The following is a 20047-nucleotide window of genomic DNA, read 5'->3' as shown; positions in this document are numbered from 1 at the left end:
GTGAAAAACCTCTATTTCATTGATAAAATTATATTCTTCATTAATGGGGTTTTGGCCTTGTTGTTATTTGTTTCCTGTTTTGTGCCGCTGATTTCAGTGGTCCATTTCGCCTATTTCTCCATTCTTAGTCTAGCGGTACCCCTTTTGGTTCTTTTTAATTTACTTTTTTTGGCGTATTGGCTCTTTAAGAGGAAAAGACAATTATGGCTATCAGCTTTTGTGCTGTTGCTTGGTTATATATGTTTGGGGAATTTTTTTAGGTTTAAACTGTCCGAAGAGGAAATAAAGAAAGAGGACTTAAGCATCATGAGCTACAATGTTAGGGGGTTTAATAAGTTTGAATGGATTCATGATGCATCGGTAGAGGTGCGTATAATGGATTTTATTGTCTCGGAAGACCCTGATGTATTATGTATTCAGGAGTTCAGTCGGATCAAGGATAGGCAACTAAAGAAAATCTATCCCTTTAAATATATTACGGATTATAAATTGAGCGAAAAAAAATCCATTCAAGCTATATATTCAAAATTCCCAATTATCAATAAGGGTTCCTTGGACTTTCCTTTAAGTGGAAATAATGCCCTTTTTGCAGATATCGTGGTAAATAGGGATACGGTAAGGGTCTATAATCTCCATCTGGAATCTCATAGGGTAACACCCAGCGTTAGCCGTATCTCCAACGAACCCAAGGGAAGGTTGTTTAAGCGCGTTAGCAGGTCATTTGCCAAACAGGGAGAGCAGGCTGAACTATTTGATAAACATAGGAATGCTACGCCTTATAAGAAAATTGTCTGTGGAGATTTTAACAACACCCAATTTTCCAATGTCTATAAAGTGATCAGAGGGGATATGAACGATTCCTTCACTAAGCAGGGCACCGGATATGGGCGTACCTTTAATTTTAGATATTATCCTGTAAGAATAGATTTTATTTTGGCGGACCCAGCTTTAGAGGTTATGGCCCATAAAAATTACGACCTCAAATTGTCCGATCACTTTCCCGTAATGGCATCCATTAAAATTGACTCCAAATAGTGGTCTCCATTAAAGGAACAATGCCAAATTTGTGGACCATTAAGGTACCTGTTAATTCCACTGTCGCAGACTCCCTGTAATTGTCAGCCAAGGCCTAAATTACTTTCTTGGCGGTCTGTTCCTCAGAGGTTACTCCTGGGGGCAATTCTATTATACTAAAATTTTTGAATTGGATTTCAGCACCTTCGGACTCCAAACATAAGTAACCTTTTTTTATGGATGATTGACTAATACCATTGACAAATTTACCGTTTACCGAAAGTTTTATGGTTCCATCAACACAAACCATTTTGTAACTGTTCCATTGTTCTTTGCCCAGCGCCCTATTTTCGATAGATTTGCTTCTGGTGCCCCTAGGGTTATCAGGTATGGTTTTAACTCCACCGACGCCAAAAAGCTCACCGTGTACTTAGGCTATTGGGGGCTTTACCCCGTCACGTATATTCTGATTTACCCAGTCTAGCTCCAGCATTTGGACTTCGACACCACCCGGCAAACGATCTTTTTCCCCAGGTTTGGCATCGCTCCATACAAAGACCCCAGAATTGCCTCTGGCTTCCATATGTCGCCATTCAACCATTAGTATAAAGTTCTCATATTGTTTTTCAGAACGCATAACACCAATGGGAAGACCAGAACAGACAAGAATATCTTTTTCCTTGCGCCATGTATCCGGATCTGTATTCACATTGATCCAATTAATAGGTTTTTCCTTTCCCATGGAGAACAATTGCTCCAAAGTGGTCTCTGTGCCGAAGCTTATTGGTTTGATCTGGGCCAATACGGATGCACTGACCAACAGGAAAATTGGTAGACTTAGTTTTAGGAATAGTTTCATTTGATTGTTTGTATTTGTTCTGAGGACATTATACGCTTGGCACTTAAATAGTATTTGATCATGATTTGGAATGCTATAGAAATTTAGTTTTACCGGGCACGGCTATGGGGGGTGTGGGCCATTTTAAATCCCAATGATATTCATCCACTTTTGGTCCCAGGGACTCCTGGGAGTTGAAGGCCTGTTCCCAGCTAATGGTCTGTCCGGTATAACCCACCATTCTGGCCCAAATGGCCAACATGGTACTGGTTGCCATCCATTCACCATTGTTAATCGGGTTTCCATTTCTGATAGATGCGAAAAGTTCATCGTGTTCGGTCTGGAACATATTGTTTCTTTCGCCCTCGTATGTCCATTTGTTTTTACCCGTAATTTCATACTTTCGCCCAATATGTACAATGGCGCTGCCAACGCTACCAAATACTTCAACGCTATTTTTATGGGAGGTATCGCTTTGTTGCCTTGTAAAATGATAGCCTTTTGCTCCATCGGCGTATTCAAATTCTACGGCAAAGTGATCAAAGATATTGCCGTATTTTTTGTCTACCCTTACCTGTCGCCCTCCAGTTCCAGTTGCACTTACCGGCATTTTATCTCCCATCACCCAAGACATCATGTCCAAACTATGAACAGCCTGTTCTACAATAAAGTCTCCCGACAGCCAGTTGTAATAATACCAGTTACGCATGTTATAGGTCATATCGGTCCAATTCGGTTGGCGGTCCTTGTACCAGGCCTCACCTCCGTGGCGAAATGTGGTTACCGTCCTAATGTCCCCTATTTCCCCATCCAGAACACGGCCGTAAATGGCCCTATTGGGATAATCATACCTGAAACAGAAACCGGAAACCAAGGAGAGGTTTTTCTCTTTGGCCTTTTTTGCTGCAGCCAGAACTTTGTGGACTCCAGGAGCGTCCACCGCTACGGGTTTTTCGCAAAAAACATGTTTTCCGGCATTTACCGCTGCAGTTAAATGGTCTGGTCTAAATGCAGGTGGTGTAGTTAACAATACCACATCTACGCCAGATTCAATTACTTTTAGATAGGCATCGAAACCAATAAACTTGTTATGCTTTTCCACTTTTATTTTGTCGCCCGCAATCTTGACCAGTGCCGCATGAGCTTCTTCCAATCGATCTTCAAAAACATCCCCCATGGCGTATAGAACCACGTTGGGGTCGGCCTCCAATGCCTGAGCTGCAGCGCCAGTTCCGCGCCCGCCGCAACCAATCAGGCCTATCTTAAGTGGGGAATCCTTATAAAGATTGGCAGCACCAAATGAAACAGATGGGTATGCCAATGAACTCCCTATAAGGGCTATTCCTGATTTCTTTATAAATTCCCTACGTCCAGGGGTAGGTGAGTTATTAGATGTATGGTTTTTCATTTTTTTTAGTTATGAATTAGATTTATCCTTAAGCAAAGGGACATACAAAATAGTGATAAATTTTTATAGTACATAGGATGCTTAAATAGTGTTTGTGTCATTCTTGTAGTTCTGGTTTAAAGATAAAGTTGGAGGAGGGAATTAGATATTCAAAATGGTCCAATGCCCACTTAAAGTAGGTGCTGAGGTTCTTGGAATAATGGCAATCACAGACAGGCAAATTTAGGTAGATGGCCAAGTTGGGCCAGGGCTGGAATTACATTAAATAACAATCTGCGGAGTCCGCCAAAATATGTATTAAAAAGGCTATTCCAAAAACTCTTGTTTTTTGGATAAATAACAATAGGAAATAGCCGGCAATGGCCCAATAGGTGTGTAGAAAATGAAAGTTGATGCTACATCGGTTGGGGTCAAAAATTGGATTTGCCCATAAATGGTCCAAATCAATAAATATTCCGGCCAATAGGATTAAAATTATTTTTAGTCGGTGTTCTTTGTAAAAATACAGTCCAATAATAATTGGAAGTAAAAAATGAATGCCGTAGTGTACACAAAACCTAAGCATTGCGAAGGTTTATTTTGATGTCTTTAAGATAGGTAAGTGCATTGGTGCCTTCATTAAATAAAAGATCCAAAACACTTAAGTTGGGAATAAAGTCATTTCTGTCATCGAAAACCTGAACGTATTGTGGCTGTTCAAATGCAAACTTTGATTTGGAATTTATTAAGAACCTTCCGTCTATTTTGTCCGTAACATCAACTTCATAGCTCTCAGTTGTCCCTATAGGCATTTCTATTTGAAAACATTCACAGATAGTCTCAATACTTTTGAGGTTAAAATCCATTAAAGAATTAAATGTTGTATGGTATAATGGGGCAATATCATCTTCGTAAAACTCGAAGAAGGGAGAGGTTCTGTACGCCGTTTCCAAGGTGCGCCAGTGCTGTCTCTGCCAAGGATAATCATTGTCAACTTTTACGTCACCATACCGTTGTTTCCCCTTTTTGTTTCCAACATGTTTTATGGGGATATTAAGCATGTGCATTCCAAGGTCCGTACAGATATAGCACCTGTTGCGAAAGGTCTGTTTTTGATAATTGTCCATCACCTCCCAGCATACATCATTCTGAGCTATCGCAGCAAAATTGGCAATATTGGGGAAATAGCCCGGATGAAGCAAAAGTTTCATGGTTTCGAAAATTGTTGTAGCAATAATTATTTCTTGGCTACTGTTTTCTTTTTCCTGAAGAAATCAAAAATAAACCAGGCGGCCAATAAGATTAGAAAATACTTAAAATAGGAGGTAGGTTCACCTTCGCCGTTTACCGTTGTAAAAACCCTGTCCCACCTTACTTTCCAATTGCTCATGCCATCATTGATGCCATCTATACTCATCCATATAAAAATTGGAGTTCCTACAATATGGTCCTCAGGGACATATCCCCAGAAACGGCTATCTTCCGATCGATGTCTGTTATCACCCATCATCCAATAGTAATTTTGATTAAAGGTGTAGGAGTTGGTCACTTCGCCATTAATGATGATCTGATTTCCATTTACGTCAAGTTCATTTCCTTCATATTCCTTAATTATTTTTTCATAAATGGGGAGGACTTCGAGGTTAAGTGGTACCGTTTTTCCTTTTTCCGGAATGTAGATGGAGGCCATATTGTCCACGGTACCGGAATGTGCGGCATTTTGTGGGAATATAGAGGTGTCTGCATTTTTATAGGCAAATTTATTAATGGAGGTAATACCGTCTTTCCCAGTATAATTCCTGGCTTCCTCTTCGGTTAGGTTAAAGAGCGCCATGTTCTTCATGTCCTCAGACTTTAGATATTCCTTAACCTTTTGGTTGCCCACATTGCCGGCGTAATAAGTATAAGATGAATCTGATTTTATCTGTTCCAAATTCATAGCAGTTATTACCTCCGAAGCCCGTTCCTGCTGTAGCGAGCTGTTGGGTACCCTAATTACGTTACCGGATAGGTTCTCCCGACCCAATAGTTCAATGGCGGCATTGGAAAACTGTCCGTCTACAGCAACGGTGTGCAAGAATTCCGGCTTTGCCCTATATGGTAAAACGGTTTTTTCACCATTAATGTAAACATATCCATCTTTAATGGTCAGGGAATCGCCCGGTACCCCAACACAGCGTTTTACATAGTTCGATTTTTTGTCTATAGGCTTGCGTACTCCCTTCTGTTTTTTAAAGAACTGGTAAACCGTATCGGCCGGCCAGCTAAAAACAACAATGTCGTTTCTTTTCACTTTTTTAAATCCAGGAAATCTAAGATAGGGTAACTGTAATTTGTTCCAAATTGAAGTCCTATAGGTTGCGGGATCAACATCGGCAACGTAGGATCTTGTTTTCAATACGGGCAGCGTATCGTGAACCATAGGTGCGGCCACTGTAGTCATTGGTATCCTCGCTCCATAGTGAAATTTGCTTACGAAAAGGAAATCCCCAACCAGCAAGGTTTTTTCCAAAGAACTTGTAGGAATAACAAAGGGTTGGATCAGATAGGTATGGACCAAAGTAGCGGCGACTATGGCAAATACAATGGAACTAACCCACTCGCCCAAGGCACTTTTAGGGTGTATATCCCTGTTTTCAATATATTTTACGTCTTCAAAATAGTTGACATAGTAAATATAAAGCCCTAAGGTCAATATGGCCAACCAGGTATCCAATAAGCTGTTTTTTCCAAAACTTCTAAGGGTTTCAACCCAGACAACCGGAAACATCAATAAATTAATTATTGGAATAAAAAGCAAAATTACCCACCATTTAGGCCTGTTGATAATTTGCATCAGCACTATGGCATTATAAACAGGGATTGCTGCTTCCCAAGGTTTTCTACCTGCTTTTACATATAATTTCCAGGTGCCTAAAAAATGTATCACCTGAATAATTAAAATAAAAATAATCCACTGTGTGCCGTTCATATTGGTAATTATTATTTAATGATTGATGGGCTTTTAGTAACTCTTCAATCTTTAAGTCATTTTATGTTGATCTTTGTTACGTTCTTTAACTAAGGTTTAACACGTCTTTCATGGTGAAGACACCTGTTTTTCCCACAATCCATTCTGCTGCTATTACAGCCCCTAGTGCAAAGCCTTCCCTGTTATGGGCAGTATGTTTAATTTCAATGCTGTCTACTTCGCTTTCATAGGAAACTGTATGGGTACCTGGGGTATCGGCGATTCGCTTTGCTGTAATAGGAATTTCACTGTCCCCTGCATTGTCCAATTTCCATTTGGTGTAATCGGTTTCGTTAATAACGCCTTCGGCCAAAGTAATTGCTGTTCCGCTGGGTGCATCCAATTTTTGGGTATGGTGGATTTCTTCCATGGAAACTCGGTATTGTTTTTGGGAGCCTATCATTTTTGCCAAATAGGAATTTAGCTCAAAAAAAAGGTTGACGCCCAAACTAAAGTTGGAGGCGTAGATAAATGCACCTTGGTTCACATTGCAAAGGTCCACCGCCTTTTGGTAATCTTCCAACCAGCCGGTAGTTCCTGAAATGATGGGAACGTTGTGTTCTAGACAGTTTTTTATGTTTCCAAAAGCAGCGTTTGGCATACTAAAATCAATGGCAACATCGATTTCCGAAAAATCTATATCTGTTGCATCCAAGTCAATTTTTGCTACTATATTATGGTTTCTTTTAAGGGCGATCTGTTCGATCATTTTACCCATTTTACCATATCCAAACAAGGCAATATTCATAAATTAAAACTTAATGGTTAAGGCCAAGCCATAAACTGGTTTGGCGGTAATGGCGTCCATGTCCAAATACGGTTTTAAATCCATACTTAGGTCATCGTCCACATTGAATTGTTTTAAATGTGCATCAACATTTGCATCTACAATATTTAGGGCGTACATGGCAATTGTGACCAGGAGCCATAAATCTCTATCTTCTTGATATCGTTCCTGTGCACTTTCCAAGGCCGCTTCGGAAAAGTCCGGATCTGCCCCAGGGGCATTGGGCGTTCCCAGGTCATAAAATTCATCATCTGTAAATCCTGCTTGTCTGCGTTTAAATGCCGTTCTAAAGCGGTCATAGAGGTCGTCATTGTATATGTAGCCATATATTCCACCACCCATTATGGCATAAACAATGGGAGCTTTCCAATAACGTCTATTGTATATTTGACCAAGTCCGGGAAATACGGCGGAATAGAAGGCTGCCTTACTTGGTGCCAAAGGATTTATGGCTTTCCTTTTGACTTTTAGGGTGTCTACTACTGAAATCCCCTGTTTTTTAAGAGTGGTTTTAATAGAATCTGATGCCTGGGTAGTCTTCTCTTCCTCTTGGGCAAGTCCGAAAGTTATAAAAAGAAAAAATACAGCCAGAGAAACAAGATATTTACTCACCCGTAATCAATTTTTTTAACCTATTGAATTCCTCCTTGGAATGAAAGGGTATGGTGATTTTTCCTTTCCCTTTTTCAGAGGCTTTAATATCTACTTTTACAGATAAAAAATCTGAAAGGTGACCAAGGTTTTTGTCAATGAAATCTGGGTTTATGGCCAATTTCTTTTGCCCTTTTGCCACAATGGAATTAATTGGGTCGGCGTCGGAATTGCCATCTTGATAATCCTTAACTGCTTTTTCCGTGTCCCTGACCGAAAGATTTTCACCTACTATTTTTTCGTAAAGGGCAATTTGATCTTGCTTTTTATCCACATTTACCAAGGCCCTTCCGTGGCCCATAGTTACAAAACCATCCCTTATTCCCGTCTGAATAATGGGATCTAAGCGCAGTAATCGTAAGTAGTTGGTTATCGTAGAGCGTTTTTTTCCCACCCTCTCACTCATTTTTTCCTGGGTCAACTGAATTTCATCAATCAATCTTTGGTAGGAAAGTGCAATTTCTATGGGGTCCAGATCCTGTCGCTGTATATTTTCGACCAAGGCCATTTCAAGGGATTCCTGGTCATTGGCAATGCGGATATAGGCCGGAATGGTCTCCAGTCCAATTAATTTTGATGCCCTGTACCTGCGTTCACCAGAAACTAATTGATATTTGTTAAAATCTAGTTTTCTTACGGTTATTGGCTGTATAACTCCCAATTCCTTTATGGAAGAGGCCAGTTCCTGTAAGGCTTCATCATTAAAATTGGAACGCGGTTGAAACGGATTTACGTCTATTGCGTCCAAATCCAATTCTACAATGTTGCCCACTACTTTATCGGCATTCTTGTCCGTAGCCGACTGAATATCGTTTTCCGGATCTTTTAATAGGGCTGATAAACCACGGCCCAACGCTTGTTTTTTTATTGCTTTCGCCATTATACTGTCTCCTTGTTTTTCACTACTACTTCATGTGCCAAATTTAAATAATTGGCGGCTCCTTTACTACTGGCATCATATTTAATAATACTTTCACCATAACTTGGGGCTTCACTTAGCCTAACATTTCTTTGGATGATCGTATCGAACACCATTTCGGAAAAGTGCTTCTTTACCTCTTCCACAACTTGGTTGGATAGCCTTAACCTGGAATCGTACATGGTAAGTACCATACCTTCAATATCCAAATCCGGATTATGTATTTTTTGAACACTCTTAATGGTATTCAGTAATTTGCCCAGTCCTTCCAATGCAAAATATTCGCATTGTATGGGGATCATAACAGAATCGGCCGCAGTTAGGGCGTTCAAAGTTAAAAGGCCAAGTGAAGGTGCACAATCTATAAGAATATAGTCGTATTTGTCCTTTAGGCCTCGAATGGCTTTTTTCATCATATACTCCCTGTCGTCCTTATCCACCAATTCGATTTCGATGGCTACAAGATCAATATGTGCCGGGATAAGATCTACATTTGGGGAGGAGGTCTTAATGATGGTTTCTTCGGCTGTTTTGGAATGCTCCAATACTTGGTAGGTTCCAAATTCGATACTATCCACATCCAAACCTAATCCTGAAGTTGCATTAGCCTGGGGGTCAGCGTCTATTAGTAATACCTTTTTTTCCAATACACCCAAAGAGGCGGCCAAATTTACCGAAGTAGTAGTTTTTCCTACGCCACCTTTTTGATTAGCAATAGCAATTATTTTGCCCATTATCATAGTAAGTTAGGGGGTAAAAATACGATTATTTAAGTTGTTATAAAATGTATTTTGTTAACACTGGGTGAATAACTGTAGTCTTTAACGTTAAAGTGAGTTAAAGTTGTATGGGATTTGTTGTCAGGCTATTATAGGTTTATTGTTTTTTAGTGAATCACTTATACACAACTTATTAATGGGACCCAATTATTAAAAGCCTCAACCAGATTGTAGGAAAAAAGTAGAACGAATCCAAAAAAAGAGGGGTCATTGATTAAATGTACTTGTACATGGACTTATTTCCCAATTGTGGTTCAAGGCTTACTTTGAAGTTTAAACCCGATTAATATGAGTTTCATTTTATAAATAGACTCAAATACCTGATTATCAATTAATGTATATGTTTCTGTCTCCTAAAGTGTAGTTGAGAGATTTTGGCAATTATATTTTTAAAGTAAGGTTCTTCCCGGTAAATCATCGGGATGTGTCCGTCTGCGACCAGACAGGGTCTGCCGGGTAATATTGTCCTAAACAGTTGTTAACAATTTAAAATCAATATAACCCATATCATAACTTCCTGTTCACGAACTACGTATATTATGCGCTCAGGATTTCTAGAAGTTGGATGGCCGTATCGCTTATTTTTGTACCGGGACCAAAAATAGCTACTGTTCCGGCATCGTACAAAAAGTCATAATCCTGTTTAGGGATTACTCCGCCTACGATTACCATAATATCTTCCCGCCCATAGGATTTTAATTCCTGTAGAACTTGTGGTACCAAGGTCTTATGTCCGCCCGCCAAGGAAGAAATACCCAATACATGCACATCGTTTTCCACGGCTTGTTTGGCTACTTCGGCCGGAGTTTGGAACAGTGGTCCAATATCAACATCAAAACCTAGATCGGCATATGCTGTTGCCACCACTTTGGAACCGCGGTCGTGACCATCCTGACCCATTTTGGCAATCATAATCCTAGGTCTACGGCCTTCCATTTCGGCAAACTTGTCTGCCATTTCCCTAGCCTTGCCAAAGCTGTCATCTCCTTTAATTTCTTTTGAATACACTCCGGTAAATGAATTTATAGTTGCCTTGTGCCGGCCAAAAGCATTTTCCAATGCGGCGCTGATCTCGCCCAATGTAGCTCGTGCCCTGGCGGCCTTGATAGCTAAAGCTAATAAATTTTCCCCATCTACATCAGATTTGTTGGCTGTTTTAGGCGCTTGAGAGGTAATTCTATGTTTTGCAACCTCGGTAAGTTTCTGTAGTGATTGCCTAACAACAACCTCATTTCTATTTTCCTTTACTAGATGTAGGCGTGCCAGTTGTTGCCTTCTTACCTCGGCATTATCCACTTCCAATATATGAAGGGTATCCTCTTCCTTGGTCCTATATTTATTGATGCCCACAATGATATCCCTTCCACTGTCTATTCTTGCTTGTTTTTTTGCAGACGCTTCCTCAATCCTTAATTTTGGGATGCCAGCGTCAATGGCCTTGGTCATGCCGCCCAATGCTTCCACTTCTTCCATTAGGGCCCAAGCTTTATGTACTATTTCGTCCGTTAGTTTTTCTAGATAATAACTGCCGGCCCAGGGGTCTACCGTTTTTGTGATTTCGGTCTCATGCTGTAAATATAATTGGGTGTTACGGGCAATTCGTGCAGAAAAATCCGTTGGTAGTGCTATTGCCTCATCCAAGGCATTGGTGTGTAAACTCTGGGTGCCGCCAAAAACTGCCGCAGCAGCTTCTATGGTTGTTCTGGTAATATTATTGAATGGGTCCTGCTCCGTAAGGCTCCATCCACTGGTTTGGCAATGCGTCCTTAAAGTAAGCGATTTTTCATTTTTAGGATTAAATTGTTTTACCAATTTGGCCCATAGCATTCTGCCGGCCCGCATTTTTGCAATTTCCATGAAATGATTCATCCCAATTCCCCAAAAGAAGGACAATCTGGGGGCAAAATCGTCTATATTCAATCCAGCTTTTAATCCAGTCCTAATATATTCCAGTCCGTCTGCCAAGGTATAGGCCAATTCAATATCGGCAGTTGCTCCTGCCTCGTGCATATGATAGCCAGAAATGCTTATACTATTAAACTGGGGCATAAACTTGCTGGTAAATTCAAAAATATCTGCAACGATCTGCATAGATGGTCCAGGAGGGTAGATATAGGTGTTTCTGACCATGAATTCCTTAAGGATGTCATTTTGAATGGTACCTGAGAGTTCTTTGGGTAAAACACCCTGTTCCTCTGCCGCTACAATATAAAATGCCAGTATGGGCAACACTGCACCGTTCATGGTCATGGAGACCGACATTTTATCCAATGGAATATCCTGGAACAAAATCTTCATATCCTCTACGGAATCAATGGCTACCCCAGCTTTTCCAACATCACCGACCACACGTGGATGATCACTGTCATATCCTCTATGCGTAGGAAGGTCAAAGGCAACGGAAAGACCCTTTTGTCCGGCGCTTAGATTTTTTTTGTAAAATTCATTGCTCTCTTCAGCCGTGGAGAATCCGGCGTACTGCCTTATAGTCCAAGGTCTACTGACATACATGGTGCTATAAGGTCCTCGGAGAAAGGGAGGTGTGCCCGCAGCAAAATTCAAATGTTCCAAATCTTCAATATCCGCTAGGGAATATGTTTTTTTTAGGAGAATTCCTTCCGCTGTCTCAAATGGCAATTGTTGGGCATGCTCTTTTGAGTTCGTTTCGGGAACCGCCCTCAGTTGAATTTGTTGAAGATTTTTTCTTGCCATTATTTTGAATCGTCTTATCCTAATGTATCAATTGGACCTTTTAGAAATTTCACAACTTTTTTAAACAGTTCGGACCAAGCTGTTATTCAGTTTTTAATCGCTTTTGTTCCCAATCCTCGGACAAGCGTTTTTCAATTATCGGCTCGATCAAGGTTTTCCGGGCATGCGTTTTTACAAAGGGATATATTTCTAAATTATCTTTCATTTTATCCAACTTGGAAGCATACTTATTGGTGCCTACGAGGATTTTGTCTAGCTTATTGAAATTTTCTTGTTCTTTGGCTGCGCTTTCCTTTAATTTTTTTTGAATGATGTGCTCTTTCAATTGTGCCAAAAACCCTCCCCCAGTTTCGATTTGTTTAAATAATTCGAGTGCTTTGGATGCAAGTTGATGCGTGATGGATTCTATATAATATGATCCATCCGCCGCATTGTCCACTTTGTCAAGATAGCTCTCGTTTTTCAAAATCAGCAATTGATTTCTTGCCATTCGTTCACCAAATTCATTATCCTTGTGATAGTGGGCATCATATGGTGTATTTATTACCGTATCTGCCTCCCCTAAAATAGCTGACATACATTCGGTGGTGGTTCGTAACATATTACTGTTGTAATGGTACAGTGTTTTATTTCTAAAGGTAGGAGTGGCTATTATATGGCACTGCTCCAAAGCCCCGAATTCTTGTGCAAGTGTCCCAAACAATATCCTTAGGGCCCTAAGTTTTGCAATTTCAAAGAAATAATTACTGCCAACTGAAACCTTAAAGGTAATTACAGTTGTTTTAAGTGCATCCTTATGGTGCTCGTTTAAATGGTTTAAGTATTCATTGGCATGGGCTATGGCGTAGGCCAGTTGCTGCATTGGATTGGCCCCGGCATTTCCATAGAGGGCAACATCTACACTCAAGGTATGGGTGTGATGTAGATTTAGAATATCCCCTAATATTTTATGATCTTGATTGAGGTTGTATTGCCAGTTGCCATTTCTGGCCAAATGACCAATAATATCTACATTGAGATAAACCTTGTTGATTTGGTTCTTGGTGGCCTCCAATATAGATATGATATAGGAGGATGATAGGAATTGAAGGTTAAAATAAATAGTTGTTTGCCCTGGGTCAACTTCTTTAAGAAGCTCCTGAATCTTGATTTTTTCGGATGGAATGGTAAATAGGATACTCTCAGCTCCCCTTGCAATGGCGTCCAAGGCCTTTTTGTTGGCTAATTTGGCATTTCCCGAGAATATTCCCTGTCCAATGTTCCAGCCAGAATTTTTTTTGGCTCCCGTTATATTGAGCCCCTTTAGGTCCTCTGTGTTATAAAAGGGTTTTACTTTAATGCCCTCAGAGGATTCCCATACTAACTTTTCATTGTAATCCTCACCTCGCAACTCGAACTGGATTTTTTGCTTCCAAGCCTTGGAAGAAATCTCCGGAAAATCGTTAAAGAGTTCAGGCTTATTCATCATCCTTTGTTTTTAGACTATCCTCGTATTCAATTAGATATATCTCTTCATTCTTTCTTTTCAAATAGTAGTGTTCCCTGGCAAATTTTTCCAGCTCCTCGGGATCGGATAATTTTTCTATTATTTTTTTGTCCCTTGCTATCTCTTCATGAAGAAAATCTTTCTGTTTTTCCAGATTGTTTATTTGCTTTTTTAGTTCCCAATGTATTAGAAGGGAGTTGGTATCGAAAAAAACCATCCAAACAACAAAAACCGTTAGGACCAAAACATACATATTGGTGACCAGGCCAAACCATTTTTTCTTTCTTATCCCTTTGATTCCCATAGGTGTTTAACTTAATTTTTCGTTGATTATGGTCCTTACGATATCTACAGCTACGGTATTGTATTTATTGTTCGGAATAATTATATCCGCATATTCCTTTGTAGGCTCTATAAATTGATTGTGCATGGGCTTAAGGGTATTTTGATACCGTGTTAAAACTTCATCCAAATCCCTGCCGCGTTCAGTGATATCCCTTTTTAAACGCCTTATCAATCGCTCATCCGAATCGGCATGAACAAATATTTTAATGTCGAACATCTCCCTTATAGTAGGATTTGTCATTATTAGGATACCTTCTACGATCATCACCTTTCTCGGGTGTGTAAGAATAGTATCACTGGTGCGGTTGTGTTTTACAAAAGAATATACGGGTTGCTGAATTGGAATTCCTTTTTTTAAATCCTCTAAATGCTTGCCCAATAATTCAAAATCTATGGCACGTGGATGGTCAAAATTTACTTGTGAGCGTTCGTCATATGATAGGTGCGACAGGTCGCAATAGTAAGAATCTTGTGAAATAACCCCAACTTCCTCATAAGGTAATTCATTTATAATTTGATTTACAACCGTAGTTTTTCCACAACCCGTACCACCCGCAATACCAATTACCAACATGTATCCCTAATTTGTTCCAAAAATAACAATTTGCAATCAAACTGTCATGATTAAAATGGATGCCTATCCTATAAACACCTAAACTTTTTATCCAATTACTTCGTATATATAAAGACGGCCTACATGGACCTTATTGTTTCAATAAGGTAGTGGAACCTTTTTAGGTGCAGTGGTAATAAATTTTAACAGGGTAAAATCAGAATATGACTAATTAAGCGTTATATTAATTAGGTTCTTTGTTTTTTGTTGAAGTATAAAATTTAACAGATGTCGAACACGATTATAGAATATCTTTGATCGGTTTTGCAGTGTTTCTATAAAATTGAGGTTCATATTTAATTCTTAACAATCAGTATTATACTGTTTATATTATGGGTAAATCTTATTTTCATTTGAAAATGCGCGTAATTGGAATTTTGTGCGTATTTGTATGTTCAGGTTTGGCTTTGGCGCAAAAAGACCTGCCCATTAATATAGGCGATGCCAAGGTTAAGCCCTTGCCCAGTTTAACTAATAGTGCCTTGCAAGCAAGTTTGGAAAAGGAACTAATGTCCAATCCTACCTGGAAATCATTAATGAACAACAATAAGATGGCAGTTGGCATAGTAGACTTATCCAATCCGGAAAATGCAAAATATGCGAGCATTAATGGCAATTACATGATGTATGCTGCCAGCTTGCCAAAAATAGCGGTATTGCTGTCCTCTATGGATGCCCTGGAAAAGGGGGAATTAAAGGAAACTCAGGAAATAAGGAAGGATATGCGATCAATGATCAGCAAATCCAATAACGAAGCAACCACTAGAATGATCGATCGATTGGGATATGATAAAATAGAGTCCGTAATGACCGATCCAAAATATATGTTCTATGATGAGAGCCAAGGTGGTGGACTATGGGTAGGTAAAAGGTACGGAAGCGGTGGTGATACCAATAGGGAACCCCTAAAGAATTTGTCGCATGCGGCAACAGTAAACCAAGTTTGCAGGTATTATTATCTATTGGCCAATGGCAAACTGGTTAGCAAGGGCCGCTCCAAACAAATGTTGGATATTATGGGCGACCCAGAACTGCATCATAAATTTGTAAATACACTGGACAATATTGCTCCTGACGCCAGACTATATAGAAAATCGGGCTCTTGGAGAACCTTTCATTCCGATTCCATTCTGGTTTGGGGAAATAATCCCAATCGCCGTTATATTTTGGTAGCCTTAATAGACGATGCCGGAGGTGAGCAAATCATTAGGGATCTGGTTAGGCCTGTTGAAAAAGTATTGAAGGCAGAGCGCGTGCATTTGGCCGTTAACTAAGTCTCTTATTATAATTCCCTTAATTAATTCGCATAATGTTGGCCAATAAAGTAATTTTGGCTTTAATCTTCTATAGATCTATTTTAGATAGGAGTGCTGTTGAATTTTTTTTTAAAACGCATAAAAATTGAACTACCTAATTTCATTTATTAAAACGTTTAAAACTTACATTCTAAAGGCATTTGATTTAAAAGAGGAGGAACTGACCAAAACATTTCTCCTTCAATTAAATATATTCCTCATCATTACGGTTTTATTGATCGTAAAACCTACAATAAATTCCCTTTTTCTATCCGAACTTACTTCCGAGGCCCTGCCATTGGGCTATGTTTTAACAGCTATAATGGCTGTTGTGGGGTCCTTTTTTTATGATAGGGCTTTGGAAAAGTACTCTTTGAACGTTATTGTAGATCGCACATTGATTGGCTCAGTTATATCCTTGGTGATATTCGGCCTTGCCCTAAATTTTAATCTAGGTGATGGATTGATCCTATATATCCCTTATGTTTGGGTGGCTATTTTTGGATTGTTGACCGCTTCACAGTTTTGGGTCATGGCCAATTTGGTATATAATGTTAGGGAGGCCAAACGGGTTTTTGGCTTTATTGGTGCAGGTGCTATTGCCGGGGGTATATTTGGAGGTTATTTAACCTCTCTTTTGACCAATATTCTATACACCGAGGATTTATTGTTTGTCGCCGCCGTCCTCCTAATGTGTTGCTTGCCCATAACCCGTTATATTTGGAAAAATGAGGTATTGAAACTGAATCCTTTTCAGGTGTCCAGTCGTTCCAATCCCAAGGCCGAATCCCCTTTTCAGTTGATCAAGCAATCCAAGCTGCTGAGTTTAATCGCTGTGGTCATTGGAATTAGTGTTTTGGTTGCCAAGTTGGTAGATTATCAGTATAGTGATTATGCCTCCAGGTTTATTCAGGACCAAGATGAATTAACCTCCTTTTTTGGATTTTGGTTTTCTACCTTGAGCGTTATTTCCCTTTTGATACAGTTATTCCTTACCAAGCGTATAGTGGGGACTTTTGGCGTTGGTAAATCTTTATTGTGGTTGCCTTCGGGAATATTGTTGGGCTCTTTTCTGCTGCTTGTTGTGCCTCAACTCTGGGTAGTGGTGTTTATTAAAATTGTGGACGGAAGCTTAAAACAATCTGTTAATAAGGCAGCAACTGAATTGCTTTCGATACCCATTCCCATAGAAATTAAAAAGAAGACCAAAACATTTACAGACGTTGTTGTAGATAGTATAGCTACTGGGATGGCGGGCTTTATTCTAATTTTCTTTATAAACGGTCTGGAAATATCTTCTACCTACATCAGTATAATTATTATTGGGCTAATATTAATCTGGTTGTATTTTATTTATCATTTAAGGAATGAATATATAATTTCCTTTAAGAGTCTCTTGGAATATAGTCCCCTTAAAAAAGAGAAGGCGAACAAATCGGAAATAAAAGTTACTTCCATTATAGAAACGGTAATCAGGGTATTTGAAACAGGGACCGAGAATCAGATATTGCACATGTTGAATAAGACGTTGGAAGTTAAGGATGAACGTTTTTTTATGGCTATTAAAGGCCTATTAAACAATCCGTCTGCCAAGGTAAGGGCTTTGGCCATTGAAAATCTTTATTTTTTAAATACTGAAAATTTATGTCCGGCATTAGAGGCTATGGTCTTGGATAAGGATCAACAAGTGACCACCTCTGCCTTTAGATACCTGTTAAAGCATTATCAACTAAACCCTGTGGATCTTTTGGATAGGTACCTTTCAGTAGAAGACAATACCATAGCCAATGCGGCACTAATTGGTTTATCCATGGAGCTGCGTAATAATAGGGTAATGCAGGACCGATTTAGTTTGGAACAAAGAATTGAAAATGCCTTATCCCAGCTATCGCAAAACACTTCCGAACTGGAGAGGACCAATAAAATTATTGCCATTTTGGAAACCATTGGTAATGCCAAAGTTGAAAAGTTTTACGAGGTATTACATAGCCAGCTTAATTTGGAGGACGATCAGACTATCAACACTGCAATCCTTTCGGCATCAAAAACCTTGGACAAGCAGTTTATTGATGTTATTATATCCAAATTATCGAGTAAGGAAACTAGAAAATCGGCTATGGAAGCCCTCTTCTTTTACGGGGAGCCTATCATTGATATCTTGTTTGAGGGATTAAGAAAAGAAATCATTGATCCGGATGATACCGCCTACGTAGTTAGAGTTATTGGGAAGTTCGCTTCCCAAAAGGCCATCAATACCTTAATAAAACTTACAGAAGATACGGAGCATACCGTGAAAATTGAGGCTATTGAAGCTTTAAAACACCTAAAATGGAAGTATCCGCATCTTAAAATAAAGGATCGTTTTATTGTAGATAAGATTTTGGACGAGTGCCATCTGTACCAAAGTACACTGTCCGTAATTCATACCCAAATAGTATTACAGTATAAAAAGAACCCGGAAAAACTGGAGTCAAAAGAGGAAAATGAAGCTAGGAACGGCCTTATACATTTGCTGGAACTACGGTTGGACCGGCAATTACAGCGGATCTTTCAATTTTTGGGTATAAAATATCCTCCACAGGACGTGGATCCAATTCTTAATGCCATATTAAAAGGGAAGGAGGAACAGCGGATACATGCTATTGAGTTTTTGGACAATATCCTGGATATACAGCTTAAAAAGGAATTAATACCTGTGGCGGAATCCATCATACAGGCAGGTGAAATTTCCGAAGAAAATTTAAAGAATCTCAATATAAAGGTCCTTAGCGAATCCGAAAGTTATTTGTCCCTTTTAAAGCGAAAGGACATAAAGCTAAAACTAGCGGTGCTTTTTCTAATTGAAAAAACCCGAGATCCCAAATTTAATCCCATATTGGAAATGGTTTTGGAGGATTCCAATGAAAAGGCAAGAAAAAAGGCCGCCAAGATTCTGACTATCTTTAAAAAAATTAGCGTTTAATAATTTTGTCGACACTACTGGCCAAGGTCATATGGTCCGTAGCAGAATTCTTTCGCAATACGTTGGTCATCAGTACCACCATATATTTGCAATTGTCCGGATGTTCTATAATGGCCACTGAATTCATATAATTGGTTACATTGCCCATGTATTTTCCACAGGCTTCGCCTTTACTTCTGTCGCATTTATATAAACTGCCCGATTTAAAATAAACGGCGGCAGGCTTTAAGGCCGGGGATTGGGCATATCTAATTCTTCGGTCCGTCATGTACATTAGACGCTTCATCTCCAAGCTGGATGCTTCGTCCACCACCTTTCCCTGCTCCAACTGAATCAAAAATTTCATCAAACCCACAGGAGAACCAATACTGCCCCCTTTGTCACCTACGTAGCGATTGGGCCCTGACGTAAAAAAGCTTCCTAACCTCCATTCATCCGTGGTAATTCCCAGTTCCCTTAAAGGTAGGTTTACCACGTCATTGGCCAAATCTGTCAATTCCTTTTTTGGCGTAGTCGTAAAGTAGGTATCCGCTTCCTCCTGGGTCAGGGCGGGATAGGATTCACAGAAGGCGGCCATTAACAAAGCTTCCCGCCATACAATACTGGCAGCTCCGTTGTTGCTAACTGAAAGCATATGGTCTGCCCATTCGAACAATGTAAATACATCACTGGCGATCACCTGTCTTTTTAGAAGTTTATTCGTTTCCATATTAAAAATGGGTACGGTATGCTCATCGGTCAATCCCCAAACGCCCGATTTTACGGATTTGGAACGTAAAAGTTCCAGTCGTTTTTCAAAAGAATCCGGATATATTTTCTCCAATTGGTTAAACAATGCAACCATTACGGCCAATTTACCAACACTTCCAGGTTGATAGCCTGCAGTTTCATTTCGCTTGGCAAATCGAACACTGTCTATATCGGAAATATCCAAAACGGCAATGGAATAACTTTTGTCCAATCCCCTAAATAGGGAATTGATGTCTTTTTGGAATTGCTCATCCACCATTAGAAAGGCTCCCACACTATCCTCCTTTTTGGAAAGCAGGTTCAGTTCAATATCCATATAGGACTTTTGAGCCCCGGGAGGAATTACCGTGGTAGACTTGAGTTCCCCACTTTTTACGAGTTCCAAATACTTCAATCGCTTGATTCCTGTGTGCAAATAACCGTCAATAGGGTAATAGCTCGCAGTAGTAAATGCAGAACAGATCAGTAGTAAAACAATATAATTAATATACTTGCGCAT

The 20047-nt window shown here is 39.6% G+C and carries 16 protein-coding genes and 1 pseudogene; 3 read left to right on the top strand and 14 right to left on the bottom strand.

Going from position 1 to position 20047, the window contains the following annotated elements; genetic code table 11:
- Nucleotides 1–1035 (top strand): endonuclease/exonuclease/phosphatase family protein, encoded by a 1035-nt coding sequence (locus CWD91_RS07370; RefSeq protein WP_103440321.1) that lies wholly within the window; start codon nucleotides 1–3, stop codon nucleotides 1033–1035.
- Between the two features lie 94 nt (nucleotides 1036–1129).
- Here CWD91_RS07370 and CWD91_RS22965 read toward each other — a convergent pair.
- From CWD91_RS22965 to udk, 13 genes and pseudogenes are all read right to left on the bottom strand, one after another.
- A pseudogene (locus CWD91_RS22965) lies at nucleotides 1130–1756 on the bottom strand (3-keto-disaccharide hydrolase).
- Nucleotides 1757–1946: 190 nt separating this feature from the next.
- On the bottom strand, nucleotides 1947–3260 hold the full coding sequence (locus CWD91_RS07360; protein WP_103440320.1) for a Gfo/Idh/MocA family protein: 1314 nt from the start codon (nucleotides 3258–3260) through the stop codon (nucleotides 1947–1949).
- A gap of 256 nt (nucleotides 3261–3516) precedes the next feature.
- Nucleotides 3517–3825 carry a DUF6122 family protein gene (locus tag CWD91_RS07355; RefSeq protein ID WP_103440319.1) on the bottom strand — a complete coding sequence of 103 codons (309 nt, stop codon included), beginning with the start codon at nucleotides 3823–3825 and terminating at the stop codon, nucleotides 3517–3519.
- The gene (locus CWD91_RS07350) at nucleotides 3818–4450 is read right to left on the bottom strand and encodes a WbqC family protein (protein ID WP_103440318.1); all 633 of its coding nucleotides are present in this window, start codon (nucleotides 4448–4450) and stop codon (nucleotides 3818–3820) included. The genes CWD91_RS07355 and CWD91_RS07350 overlap by 8 nt, the downstream gene beginning before the upstream one ends.
- A 26-nt stretch (nucleotides 4451–4476) precedes the next feature.
- A complete protein-coding gene (gene lepB / locus CWD91_RS07345; RefSeq protein ID WP_103440317.1) occupies nucleotides 4477–6210 on the bottom strand; it encodes a signal peptidase I in 1734 nt (577 codons plus the stop codon).
- An 85-nt stretch (nucleotides 6211–6295) separates the two neighbouring features.
- Nucleotides 6296–6997: a 4-hydroxy-tetrahydrodipicolinate reductase gene (gene dapB, locus CWD91_RS07340; RefSeq protein WP_103440316.1), complete on the bottom strand. Its 702-nt coding sequence runs from the start codon at nucleotides 6995–6997 to the stop codon at nucleotides 6296–6298.
- A 3-nt stretch (nucleotides 6998–7000) separates the two neighbouring features.
- Entirely contained in the window at nucleotides 7001–7648 is a 648-nt protein-coding gene (locus tag CWD91_RS07335) for a DUF5683 domain-containing protein (protein ID WP_103440315.1), read from the bottom strand.
- A complete protein-coding gene (locus CWD91_RS07330) occupies nucleotides 7641–8567 on the bottom strand; it encodes a ParB/RepB/Spo0J family partition protein (RefSeq protein ID WP_103440314.1) in 927 nt (308 codons plus the stop codon). Before CWD91_RS07330 ends, CWD91_RS07335 begins: the two co-directional genes overlap by 8 nt.
- A complete protein-coding gene (locus CWD91_RS07325) occupies nucleotides 8567–9340 on the bottom strand; it encodes a ParA family protein (RefSeq protein WP_103440525.1) in 774 nt (257 codons plus the stop codon). The genes CWD91_RS07330 and CWD91_RS07325 overlap by 1 nt, the downstream gene beginning before the upstream one ends.
- A gap of 582 nt (nucleotides 9341–9922) precedes the next feature.
- Nucleotides 9923–12097, bottom strand: coding sequence for a methylmalonyl-CoA mutase (scpA, locus tag CWD91_RS07320; protein ID WP_103440313.1), 2175 nt, complete (start codon nucleotides 12095–12097; stop codon nucleotides 9923–9925).
- An 82-nt stretch (nucleotides 12098–12179) separates the two neighbouring features.
- Nucleotides 12180–13565, bottom strand: a complete 1386-nt coding sequence (locus CWD91_RS07315; protein WP_317045603.1) for a methylmalonyl-CoA mutase subunit beta — start codon at nucleotides 13563–13565, stop codon at nucleotides 12180–12182.
- Nucleotides 13555–13887 (bottom strand): FtsB family cell division protein, encoded by a 333-nt coding sequence (locus tag CWD91_RS07310; RefSeq protein ID WP_103440311.1) that lies wholly within the window; start codon nucleotides 13885–13887, stop codon nucleotides 13555–13557. Before CWD91_RS07310 ends, CWD91_RS07315 begins: the two co-directional genes overlap by 11 nt.
- 6 nt (nucleotides 13888–13893) lie before the next feature.
- Entirely contained in the window at nucleotides 13894–14502 is a 609-nt protein-coding gene (udk, locus tag CWD91_RS07305) for a uridine kinase (protein ID WP_103440310.1), read from the bottom strand.
- A gap of 398 nt (nucleotides 14503–14900) precedes the next feature.
- Between udk and CWD91_RS07300 the strand changes: the two genes are divergently transcribed.
- Nucleotides 14901–15815: a serine hydrolase gene (locus CWD91_RS07300; protein ID WP_103440524.1), complete on the top strand. Its 915-nt coding sequence runs from the start codon at nucleotides 14901–14903 to the stop codon at nucleotides 15813–15815.
- A gap of 127 nt (nucleotides 15816–15942) precedes the next feature.
- Nucleotides 15943–18798: an Npt1/Npt2 family nucleotide transporter gene (locus CWD91_RS07295; protein WP_239985686.1), complete on the top strand. Its 2856-nt coding sequence runs from the start codon at nucleotides 15943–15945 to the stop codon at nucleotides 18796–18798.
- On the opposite strand, the gene CWD91_RS07290 is transcribed toward CWD91_RS07295, so the two are convergent.
- Nucleotides 18788–20047, bottom strand: coding sequence for a serine hydrolase (locus tag CWD91_RS07290; RefSeq protein WP_103440309.1), 1260 nt, complete (start codon nucleotides 20045–20047; stop codon nucleotides 18788–18790). The genes CWD91_RS07295 and CWD91_RS07290 overlap by 11 nt on opposite strands.

The sequence above is a fragment of the Arenibacter hampyeongensis genome (assembly GCF_002909255.1).
Classification (GTDB): domain Bacteria; phylum Bacteroidota; class Bacteroidia; order Flavobacteriales; family Flavobacteriaceae; genus Arenibacter; species Arenibacter hampyeongensis.
The sequence above is the reverse complement of the archived record's forward strand: the minus strand, read 5'-3'. Positions and strand labels throughout refer to the sequence as shown.

Coding starts and splice junctions, on each gene's coding strand:
- CWD91_RS07360 (WP_103440320.1), bottom strand. CDS start 3,260: ATGAAAAACCATACATCTAATAACTCACCTACCCCTGGACGTAGGGAA.
- CWD91_RS07355 (WP_103440319.1), bottom strand. CDS start 3,825: ATGCTTAGGTTTTGTGTACACTACGGCATTCATTTTTTACTTCCAATT.
- CWD91_RS07350 (WP_103440318.1), bottom strand. CDS start 4,450: ATGAAACTTTTGCTTCATCCGGGCTATTTCCCCAATATTGCCAATTTT.
- lepB (WP_103440317.1), bottom strand. CDS start 6,210: ATGAACGGCACACAGTGGATTATTTTTATTTTAATTATTCAGGTGATA.
- dapB (WP_103440316.1), bottom strand. CDS start 6,997: ATGAATATTGCCTTGTTTGGATATGGTAAAATGGGTAAAATGATCGAA.
- CWD91_RS07330 (WP_103440314.1), bottom strand. CDS start 8,567: ATGGCGAAAGCAATAAAAAAACAAGCGTTGGGCCGTGGTTTATCAGCC.
- CWD91_RS07325 (WP_103440525.1), bottom strand. CDS start 9,340: ATGGGCAAAATAATTGCTATTGCTAATCAAAAAGGTGGCGTAGGAAAA.
- scpA (WP_103440313.1), bottom strand. CDS start 12,097: ATGGCAAGAAAAAATCTTCAACAAATTCAACTGAGGGCGGTTCCCGAA.
- CWD91_RS07315 (WP_317045603.1), bottom strand. CDS start 13,565: ATGATGAATAAGCCTGAACTCTTTAACGATTTTCCGGAGATTTCTTCC.
- CWD91_RS07310 (WP_103440311.1), bottom strand. CDS start 13,887: ATGGGAATCAAAGGGATAAGAAAGAAAAAATGGTTTGGCCTGGTCACC.
- udk (WP_103440310.1), bottom strand. CDS start 14,502: ATGTTGGTAATTGGTATTGCGGGTGGTACGGGTTGTGGAAAAACTACG.
- CWD91_RS07300 (WP_103440524.1), top strand. CDS start 14,901: ATGCGCGTAATTGGAATTTTGTGCGTATTTGTATGTTCAGGTTTGGCT.
- CWD91_RS07290 (WP_103440309.1), bottom strand. CDS start 20,047: ATGCGCAAGTATATTAATTATATTGTTTTACTACTGATCTGTTCTGCA.